At 63.2% G+C, this 7,186-nt stretch carries 5 protein-coding genes and 1 pseudogene; 2 read left to right on the plus strand and 4 right to left on the minus strand.

The genetic code is table 11. The features are described from left to right. The coding region (locus tag ABD093_RS18465) for a C40 family peptidase (RefSeq protein WP_343926364.1) at positions 1-791 on the plus strand (791 nt) is incomplete at its 5' end. Positions 792-2,143: 1,352 nt separating this feature from the next. Here ABD093_RS18465 and ABD093_RS18470 read toward each other — a convergent pair. The 4 genes from ABD093_RS18470 to ABD093_RS18485 form a co-directional block, all read right to left on the minus strand. Continuing rightward, positions 2,144-3,004 carry a hypothetical protein gene (locus tag ABD093_RS18470; RefSeq protein WP_193106593.1) on the minus strand — a complete coding sequence of 287 codons (861 nt, stop codon included), beginning with the start codon at positions 3,002-3,004 and terminating at the stop codon, positions 2,144-2,146. A gap of 160 nt (positions 3,005-3,164) precedes the next feature. After that, on the minus strand, positions 3,165-4,784 hold the full coding sequence (locus ABD093_RS18475) for a hypothetical protein (RefSeq protein ID WP_096197988.1): 1,620 nt from the start codon (positions 4,782-4,784) through the stop codon (positions 3,165-3,167). A 383-nt stretch (positions 4,785-5,167) separates the two neighbouring features. Beyond that, positions 5,168-5,494 carry a helix-turn-helix domain-containing protein gene (locus tag ABD093_RS18480; RefSeq protein WP_193106592.1) on the minus strand — a complete coding sequence of 109 codons (327 nt, stop codon included), beginning with the start codon at positions 5,492-5,494 and terminating at the stop codon, positions 5,168-5,170. After that, positions 5,491-6,579 (minus strand): tyrosine-type recombinase/integrase, encoded by a 1,089-nt coding sequence (locus ABD093_RS18485; protein WP_257007931.1) that lies wholly within the window; start codon positions 6,577-6,579, stop codon positions 5,491-5,493. Before ABD093_RS18485 ends, ABD093_RS18480 begins: the two co-directional genes overlap by 4 nt. 268 nt (positions 6,580-6,847) lie before the next feature. Between ABD093_RS18485 and nrdH the strand changes: the two are divergent. Beyond that, positions 6,848-7,069 (plus strand): annotated as a pseudogene (gene nrdH, locus ABD093_RS18490) (glutaredoxin-like protein NrdH); the annotation flags it as partial. Between the last annotated feature and the right edge of the window lie 117 nt (positions 7,070-7,186).

The following is a 7,186-nucleotide window of genomic DNA, read 5'->3' on the forward strand; positions in this document are numbered from 1 at the left end:
ATCCTGCTCACCAGCGCCGCGAGAACCGTAGCGTGAATACCCGCCACAGCAGGGTCATTCACCACGAACCGCGAAGAGCCTCTTACGCGGCGAAGGTGTTCTACAAGGGGAAAACCGTTGAGAAGGAAGAGAAGGGCGGGGCCGGCCCGAAGGGATACCACATTCCCGGCTTGGTCAACGTGAACGGTTGGGAGTCGCTTCCGCCGACCGTGGCCGCGCAGCGCGTTCAGCGCAGCGCGTACCCCGATGCGTACGCCAAGCACGAGGGACAGGCCCGCGAGATTCTGTCTGCCCTGTCCGGTGTGGACGTGACGATCGACGAGTCCGAGCCCGGTTCCGCGGTGTGCTCGATCGGCGCCAGCGACGGCTCCACCGTCGAGGCGACCGGAGACATGAAGGCCGTTCTGGAGACCGCGAACACCACTCTCGGATTGCCGTACATCTTCGGCGGGGGAGGCTGGGACGGCCCCACCGGAGGCGGCCAGGACTGCTCAGGGCTCACGACGTATGCCTACGCGCAGGCCGGTATCCGGCTCCCTCGCACCGCGCGGGCTCAGTGGGCAGCTCTGCGATCGCACGAAGTCTCTCCTTCGGAGATCCAGCCCGGCGATCTGATCTTCGAGTCCTGGGGCCGGCTTGGCTCTGAGGTCTCCCACGTTGGGATGTACATCGGGGACGGCAAGATGATCGAGGCCTCACGCGGAGCCAGCCGCACGAAGATCAGCGACGCGCGCCTATCCGGCCCGCAGACCGCAGGCATCGCGCGCGTGCCCGAGAACTTCACCCAGTGACCCGCCATGGACACCGCACAGCGCGCACCCCCTACTGGGCCACCCGCCACCACCTGACTATCGAGGAGGACCGATGAGCATCGTCGTCTGGTGCAAGTGCTCTATCGCAGTGAGCAACTCTCGAATGACTTCGCAGTTGCGGTGTGATTGCCCTTCCTGTTGAGGTCGCGGTCCAGCCGTCCCATGGCGACTCGTTGCCGTCGCGACGATCACGCCGACGATGCCCTCCATCTTTGAGATAGTGACGGCGAGCCCGATTAGCTTCGGCCTGAGCAACAGTCCCTGTAGCGACGCGCGCGCCGCAGACGAAACTCGCCGCGAACGGTCACCCAACGGCCGGCAGCGCCGATGTTGGTTCACCTTCACCTTTGCCGATGCTAGGAACTGAGAGCCCAAGCGGCTCCGCGCGCGGTTGCCGGGGAAATTGGGAGAACGAGCATGGTCGCGCCCCACGTCGTATTAGACGAGTATCATGCTGTGATCACTCGGCAGCTCAGCGGCACCGATCATGAAGCCGTTAAACGGCCGTCGAACTTCGATAGCTAGGAGGTGGGAGTATTGGAGCGATTCGGCCCGCTGGAAGAAGTGGCGGAAGGCCTCGCTGTCGGCGACCCCCGTCGCCACGCTCTGCTGCTCACACCCCCGGGAGTCGTTCACCTCGTCCAGAACGAATGGCGATCGGCGTTCGATTGGTCCGAGATTGTCTTACTTAACCTAGACTTGAAGAGTTCCAGGCACGCACTTGCAGGATGGATAACGCAGATCTCATACGCAGCGCTGATCGCTGCAGTGTACGACGATCCAGGCTTCGTCCCAAAAGACGGAAGCACTGCAATTACGGACGTCGATGGCGTTACTATCTCTCTCCCGGTTAGCCGACACCATTTCGGCGGCTACTGGTATCGGAGCCTCTTGAGCACTCAAGGAATGCTGAATCAGTTCATACGCAATCCGGAGAGCCGCGAGCTACTAACTGACCCCGGTGTGGTCATATCAATGGTTCGCAAAGTCGCGAAGTCCAAGACGCCAGCCAGCCCTCCGTGATCTTCATGGAAGGCTAGCTGATAGTTGTTACCGCTCCAGTTGCCGCGTTAGGCGCTTCTTCTGGCGATGGAGCCGCCACCAGCGCGTCGTGTTTCGCAACTGGACTCGACCTAGTTCCTCGAGGCTGGGAAGCCCCCGCTCAGCCAGAATCGAAGAGATCTTCTCCTTACCCTCCCCTTCGTTGCGCTCCACCACGCTCTGAGCCGCCACCACTCTTTCTGATGCGAGAGGGTTATCGCCGATCTGCCTCTCAACTTCTAGGAGATCTGCTTCGAGCTCGGATCTGCTTCGGCGTCTGAACATCGACATCACTTCATGAAGATGCAAGCTACGGCCCCACGGCCGAAGGCGGCCAAGATTGAGTAGGGAGTACCCAGCTGTGCGATGCGCGTGATGTCGGGGCCCTTGAGGCCAATGCCAACCAGGCACTTGACCATCCACGGTGCAAGGAAGATCGGATCAGACACGACGGGGTAAGCGACGTTCTCGGTGTCCTGGTGGTCCACGACCTGAGTCAAAGTCGGCCCGTCTACCTCGAACCAGGTATCGACGGGCTTGCCCTCCGCATCCGAGGCCCACGGCTCTCCGAACACCAGCACCGTATTACCAGCAGCATCAACCACCATGGCTGCCCCGCTAGGAGTCACTTGGATACTCTGCTCCTCAGCGAGGTCGAGCTCGTAGGTGTAGCTCGTCGAGGCTTCCTCATTCGCGATGGCAGTCAGCATCTGCACGCCACGCTCCGTCACCACGACGGCGTTAGCGCTGCTCGTATCTGGATATGTAAAAGTGCCGTCCTCAAGCAACTCCACGGAGTCAGCCTTTTCAGAATTCGGCAATTGAATGGCTAGGGTTTCACCTCCGGCTTCTTGGAACGTCACGCCCTGCGAGGCGTCGCTAGGAACTCCAACGCTCCCACCACCAATAGGAACCGAGTATCCCAAGCCATCAGCCCCATAGGCGTCCGGCGAAACCGGCGCGACCAACAAGTCGGAATCATGCGTCTCTACGTTCTGCAGAGATTCCTCGACTCGTTCCGCTGAAACGGTCTCTGACGCTGGCTGTTCCGCGACAGCGACACCGGTTCCCGCAAGAACCATTGCTCCCGCGAGCAAGACTGATGTCAGCGCCCCGAATACTCTTCTACCCCCGTGCGTGGATCGCGCCATCGTGATCTACCCCTCAGTGTGATTTGATAAACGACAGTGTTCGTCTGCGGCAATCTACCTGCGCGCGTACCGAGTCACAAGACGGTGACGGGCGAGCGTGGATATGTGTACGGTACGCCGAGCGTCCCTACTCCCCTGCATAGGTTCCCGAACACGCGGGTTACTCGTTCGCGCGACTTCGGACAGAGATGCTGTGGTCGGGCTCGGCTCGAGGCCGGATCGCGGGGTATTGCGCATAGGCGGATGCTGCGACGGTCTGCCATCTTGCAGCAACGTTCGGTGACGCTCCGGTGAGGTCGCAGAGTGGTGCGACGGGCATGGTGGCGGCGAGGTTTAGCAGTGCGGCTCCTCGGAGCTCGACCAGGCCGCAGTTGAGGTGTTGCAGTTCGGTGGTGAACCGGCTGGCGTGCACGTGTTCACCAGCTCGCAGCTTCGACGGGAAGATCCACGTTGACTCCGTGTCCCATCGCCGTGGGGTGGCGAGTTGCCGTCGGATCAGCGCTGGCAAGGGCGGCGGCAGCTGGAAGGGTGTCGCCCCGAGCCGGAGCTGCATCCCGTCGGTGTCATCGATGATGCTGGCGGTGGTCAGGCCTGCGATCGTCGTGCTTGGCCTGCCCGATATCCCGGCGAGTAGCCCGCAGATGCGGGTTCTGAGCCGGATTGTTTCGTCGGTCGCGAATCGGTGCATCCACGCCCGGTAGGTATCGATTGGGTACGCGGTATAGGGAATCGCATATGGAGAAGGGACCGGGTGGATCCGTTCGGCGATGCCTCTCTGCGACGCCCAGCGCAAGAACACAGCGAGCGGTTCGAAGTTGCGCGGGTACCGGTCGAGATAAGACTCCACGGCGTCTTGCGGGGCGGTCTTCAGCTCGATCCCATCAGTATCAAGGTGGGCGAGAAAGTCAGCGGCGATACGGCACACGCGGCGGGCGCGAACGAACGTGCCGTCTGTGATCCCGTTGCGTTGGACGAATAGCCGGATGCGGGCAGGAACGTGCCACCGGCAGAACGGGCCGAGGGTGCGCGTGATGTGTTCGGGGCGGCCCTGGAGGAACGTGTCGATCCAGGCCATGAACTGCACGGATGCGGTGTCCCGCGGTTCGAGCGCGCCCACGTCGACGAGCGAATGCCGTAGCAGGCTCGCCGCCTGGACCGTGGGGTGGCGGTCCAACGCTTCGTGGGTGAGCTCGATGTCCTCGGTGAGAATTTCACACAGGATCGCTGCGGATGCACTGCGGCCGGGCCAGCGTGCCATGCTCTTGGGTTCAGGGTGTTCGAAGAGGCGTTGCCGGAGCGGTTCGAGCGCCCGACGGCGGGCGGGCGTTCCGGCGGCGAACAGGTCGTCTATGGCGATGCGTGCAAGGCACGGGTAGCAGCGTTTCCCGTTGCGGATGTCCTCGACGCCACACTCGGCGCAGATGAACCGCGATCGCACCCCGGTGCATGCCGAGCACGCCAGAGTACCGTCGTCGGCGACCGACGCGACCAGGCCGACCGTGCCGCAGCGCGGGCAGGGGCGGCGTGTGCCGCGGATGATGCTGAAGCAGGGGTCACAAGTCGCGCCGCCGAGGAACTTGACCCGGACTCGCCGCTCCCTGCCGCAGTGGACGCAAGGCTCGATCTTGCCGGGCGCGCACTGGGGGCAGATCGGGCCATCCGCTGTTCTGTTCTGGACGAGCCGGTCGTGCCCGCATCGGATGCACGCCTCCTTCGCCTCCGGCTGCCGGCGGCGGCACGTGCCGCACACGCTCTTCCCCTCGATGCGGTGCGAGATCACTCTGGTCTTGTCGCACTCATCGCAGCGACGGGTGTATCGAGCTTTCCGGCACGTGTTGCAGACTCTACGCCCATCCTCGAGCGTTTGCGTGAGTAGCTGTCCCCCGCCGCATTCGCCGCATGCTGGCAGTACGACCGGGAACCCGCTGGCTCGGAGCATCCGCAGCAAACGTTGCGCCTGACGGGGAAGGTGCGGATCGGCGTCGCTGATCCAGGTCGCGTCCACCCTGGCAAGGAAACGTCGAAAATGTGCCTGCCCCTGTGGCGTGGGGGCAAGCTGCTCGAGCAGTGCACGCACCCCCGCCTCGCCGACCGCCGTCCACGGATCACCGTGAGCGAGCAGTGCGGCGGTGTTGTCGAGAAGAGCGGTAGATGATCGAGAGGTCACGATTTGTCGGGCCGGGTGATCCGTGCCGGGACAGTCTTGAGTGTGCCGATGTCGGTGACCGTGCCGCCATCGGCGGCTTTTGGCTGCGCACGTGCCGCAACGGTGAAGCTGATCAGGTCGTTCGGTGTGCAGTCGAGGATCACGCAGAGCGCGTCGAGGACTTCGATATTCAGTCGTTGCGGGTTGGATGTCACCAGGCGGTAGACCTGCTCGCGTGAGAGTTTCACGCCCTGCTCGGCGAGCAGCGGCACCAGCTCGGTGGTCTTGTAGATGCCGCGCTCGGCAAGCTTGCGGCGAAGATGCCAATCGAACTGCCGGGTCATGCGGTTTCTCCTTCTCCGAGCACGCGCCGCAGCGCTTCTTGGAAGATCCGATTCTTGAAATCGTCACCGACCGACGTGTAAATCGCGGTCGTCGACGAGTGATTGTGTCCGACCTGCTCCTGCACGAACTGGGCGGCGTAGCCGAACTCGACCAGGTGGGTCACGTAGGAGTGGCGGAGGCTGTGCAACGTCAGCGCAGGATCCAAGCCCGCCGCCTCGCGGATCTGCGCGAACCGGTGGTCCACCGTGCGGGTTGTCATGCGAGTGCGTCGCGCACTGACCCACAGAGCATCAGTCGCAGGTGCGAGCCGCGGACGGACTTCCTCAACCCAGTAGCGAAGCCCTTCCGACGCCCACGCGAATTCCGGGCACGCCAGCACGGTGCGGCGGCGAGGCGGTGATCCCCTCATCGCCTTGCCGTATCGAACCTGCACCTTCGCATACGCGCCCCACTCGGGAACGTAGGGATTGGGGCGGAGGTCGTTCAGATCGAGCATCACCGCCTCGCGACGTCGGAGCCCGAACGCGTAGACCGTCTTGAAGAACTGGGCGTCACGCAATGCGGGCAACGCACCCTTCTTGCGGCCCTCGAGTAGGTCGTGGGCGCGTTCATCGGCCTGAGCGAAGAAGGCCTCGAGCTCGTCGTACCCGAACGGCCGTCGAGTGGGCCGCGCTTCGAACTCGGCCAGGTGCGCGAAGGTGTTCCACGGATGACAGATCTGGGCTGGCGCGGCCCCGAACCGTTCTAGACAGACATCGGCCCAGTCGTAGGACGGGTGCGAGACGTACCCGCAGAAGCCCTTCAAGATCTGGTGGTAGCCCCGGATCGTGGAGTGCGCCAACGGCTCCGGGCGAGACAGCAGCGACGAGGTGAAGTCCTCGACGTCCTGCGGCCGCCACTCCCACGGATAGGTCCCAGCGAAACGGAAGAACCGCTTCACGCCAAACTGATGCACCCGGATCGTGCCTTCTGACAGTCCGCGAGAACGCATCGACACGGCGTACCGGCGCAGCATCTCATCGAACGTCGAGCGAGCCGGGTCCAGCAGCAACACCGGAGCCAGGGACCGGACCTCACGGGTCACCACCCACACCTCACGATTCCTTCTACTGCATCAAACATGCTGTGAACGTATCATGGAGTCTGTCAGCGCAACGAGAGGTCTGCGATCGGACGGTTTCCTCCGGAGCGGTGTTCGCAGCATGCAGCAAGCCCCGATTGGGCTCTTGACCAGGCAAAGAAAGGGTTGGATCCGCCGAAAGCCACGCGGCAGCGAAGCCGCTCAGTCACGTCGAACCGGTCCCGCGGTGCGCGGTGAGGCCGAGTCAACAACCAGACCATTGATTCATCCAATGCATCTCTGCTCGCTTCTGTACACCAAGCCGCAGTGCGTCCAGTGTGACGCCACCAAGCGCGATCTCAACAGCCGCAAGATCGAGCACGAGACCGTGGACCTCACCCAAGACGCCGACGCACTCGCCAAGGTTAAGGAGATGGGCTACCAGCGCGCTCCCGTCGTGGTGACCGAGGAGGATCACTGGAGCGGATACCGCCCAGACAAGATCAAGGTCCTGGACCCTAACGCCGGCGGCCGCCGGCAGAGCGGGTTAGCCTCGATGTTTCATCGGGGTTGTGAGCGGGGGCGACCGGCGTCGTTGCCGGTGTTCAGCTGCTGATTCTGGCATGTGGGT

The sequence above is a fragment of the Brachybacterium tyrofermentans genome (genome assembly GCF_039526165.1).
Classification (GTDB): domain Bacteria; phylum Actinomycetota; class Actinomycetes; order Actinomycetales; family Dermabacteraceae; genus Brachybacterium; species Brachybacterium tyrofermentans.

What these genes read in the sequence shown, in the direction of transcription:
- ABD093_RS18470 (WP_193106593.1), bottom strand. Translation starts at nt 3,004, where the DNA reads ATGGCGCGATCCACGCACGGGGGTAGAAGAGTATTCGGGGCGCTGACA.
- ABD093_RS18480 (WP_193106592.1), bottom strand. Translation starts at nt 5,494, where the DNA reads ATGACCCGGCAGTTCGATTGGCATCTTCGCCGCAAGCTTGCCGAGCGC.